3 protein-coding genes are annotated in these 2,240 nt (G+C 50.0%); all 3 read left to right on the forward strand.

The features are described 5' to 3' along the window. Positions 1-92: 92 nt before the first annotated feature. The 3 genes from ACOT0L_RS23855 to ACOT0L_RS23865 all read left to right on the forward strand — a co-directional run bounded on the left by ACOT0L_RS23855 (position 93) and on the right by ACOT0L_RS23865 (position 2,177). A complete protein-coding gene (locus tag ACOT0L_RS23855) occupies positions 93-545 on the forward strand; it encodes an NAD(+)--rifampin ADP-ribosyltransferase Arr-3 (RefSeq protein ID WP_001749986.1) in 453 nt (150 codons plus the stop codon). Between the two features lie 132 nt (positions 546-677). Beyond that, the gene (gene dfrA27, locus ACOT0L_RS23860; protein WP_001749985.1) at positions 678-1,151 is read left to right on the forward strand and encodes a trimethoprim-resistant dihydrofolate reductase DfrA27; all 474 of its coding nucleotides are present in this window, start codon (positions 678-680) and stop codon (positions 1,149-1,151) included. A 180-nt stretch (positions 1,152-1,331) separates the two neighbouring features. Next, positions 1,332-2,177: an ANT(3'')-Ia family aminoglycoside nucleotidyltransferase AadA16 gene (locus tag ACOT0L_RS23865; RefSeq protein ID WP_001749984.1), complete on the forward strand. Its 846-nt coding sequence runs from the start codon at positions 1,332-1,334 to the stop codon at positions 2,175-2,177. Positions 2,178-2,240 lie beyond the last annotated feature (63 nt).

The raw sequence follows: 2,240 nt of genomic DNA on the forward strand, positions 1-2,240 counted from the left end.
TCCATCGAGGGGGACGTCCAAGGGCTGGCGCCCTTGGCCGCCCCTCATGTCAAACGTTATGCAGCCAAATCCCAACAATTAAGGGTCTTAAAATGGTAAAAGATTGGATTCCCATCTCTCATGATAATTACAAGCAGGTGCAAGGACCGTTCTATCATGGAACCAAAGCCAATTTGGCGATTGGTGACTTGCTAACCACAGGGTTCATCTCTCATTTCGAGGACGGTCGTATTCTTAAGCACATCTACTTTTCAGCCTTGATGGAGCCAGCAGTTTGGGGAGCTGAACTTGCTATGTCACTGTCTGGCCTCGAGGGTCGCGGCTACATATACATAGTTGAGCCAACAGGACCGTTCGAAGACGATCCGAATCTTACGAACAAAAGATTTCCCGGTAATCCAACACAGTCCTATAGAACCTGCGAACCCTTGAGAATTGTTGGCGTTGTTGAAGACTGGGAGGGGCATCCTGTTGAATTAATAAGGGGAATGTTGGATTCGTTGGAGGACTTAAAGCGCCGTGGTTTACACGTCATTGAAGACTAGTCCTTTGCATAACAAAGCCATCAAACCGGACGCCAGAGATTCCGCGCCTGTTGCGCATGGCTTCGCCATTTTATGCGCAATAGGCGCGCCACCCTGTCGCCGTTTATGGCGGCGTTAACCCAAAGGAGTATCGTGAAAATATCACTAATGGCTGCAAAAGCAAGAAATGGGGTTATTGGCTGCGGCTCGGATATCCCGTGGAACGCTAAAGGTGAGCAGCTGCTTTTTAAAGCAATAACTTACAATCAATGGCTCTTAGTCGGCCGTAAAACATTTGAGGCAATGGGGGCTCTCCCAAATAGAAAGTATGCAGTTGTCAGCCGCTCAGGATCGGTAGCTACTAACGATGATGTGGTTGTGTTTCCATCTATAGAAGCAGCAATGAGGGAGCTAAAGACTCTTACGAACCATGTTGTTGTTTCTGGTGGTGGAGAGATCTACAAGAGTCTGATCGCCCATGCCGACACGCTACATATCTCGACAATAGATTCCGAGCCAGAGGGCAATGTTTTCTTTCCGGAAATCCCCAAAGAGTTCAATGTGGTGTTCGAGCAGGAATTTCATTCAAATATAAATTATCGCTATCAAATCTGGCAAAGGGGTTAACCATCCAAGCCATCGGACACATTTTGCTTCGCTGCGCTCAAAACGCAAAATGTGCCGCTGCTTAGCGGCGTTAGATGCACTAAGCACATAATTGCTCACAGCCAAACTATCAGGTCAAGTCTGCTTTTATTATTTTTAAGCGTGCATAATAAGCCCTACACAAATTGGGAGTTAGACATCATGAGCAACGCAGTGCCCGCCGAGATTTCGGTACAGCTATCACAGGCACTCAACGTCATCGAGCATCATCTGGGATCGACGTTGCTGGCCGTGCATTTGTACGGCTCTGCACTCGACGGTGGCCTGAAGCCATGCAGTGATATTGATTTGCTGGTTACTGTGACTGCACAGCTCGATGAGACTGTGCGGCAGGCTCTGTTCGTAGATTTCCTGGAAGTTTCCGCTTCTCCCGGCCAAAGTGAAGCTCTCCGTGCCTTGGAAGTTACCATCGTCGTGTACGGCGATGTTGTTCCTTGGCGTTATCCAGCCAGACGGGAACTGCAATTCGGGGAGTGGCAGCGCAAGGACATTCTTGCGGGCATCTTCGAGCCCGCGACAACCGATGTTGATCTGGCTATTCTGCTAACTAAAGCAAGGCAACACAGCCTTGCCTTGGCAGGTTCGGCCGCGGAAGATTTCTTCAACTCAGTCCCGGAAAGCGATCTATTCAAAGCACTGGCCGACACCTTGAAACTATGGAACTCACAACCGGATTGGGCAGGCGACGAGCGGAATGTAGTGCTTACTTTGTCTCGCATTTGGTACAGCGCAGCAACCGGCAAGATCGCGCCGAAGGATGTAGCTGCCAACTGGGTAATGGAACGCCTGCCCGTCCAACATCAGCCCGTGCTGCTTGAAGCCCAGCAGGCTTACCTTGGACAAGGGATGGATTGCTTGGCCTCACGCGCTGATCAGTTGACTGCGTTCATTTACTTTGTGAAGCACGAAGCCGCCAGTCTGCTCGGCTCCACGCCAATGATGTCTAACAGTTCATTCAAGCCGACGCCGCTTCGCGGCGCAGCTTAATTCAGGCGTTAGATGCACTAAGCACATAATTGCTCACAGCCAAACTATCAGGTCAAGTCTGCT

Source organism: Enterobacter cloacae complex sp. XAL002 (genome assembly GCF_049236805.1).
In the GTDB taxonomy this organism is placed as follows: domain Bacteria; phylum Pseudomonadota; class Gammaproteobacteria; order Enterobacterales; family Enterobacteriaceae; genus Enterobacter; species Enterobacter intestinihominis.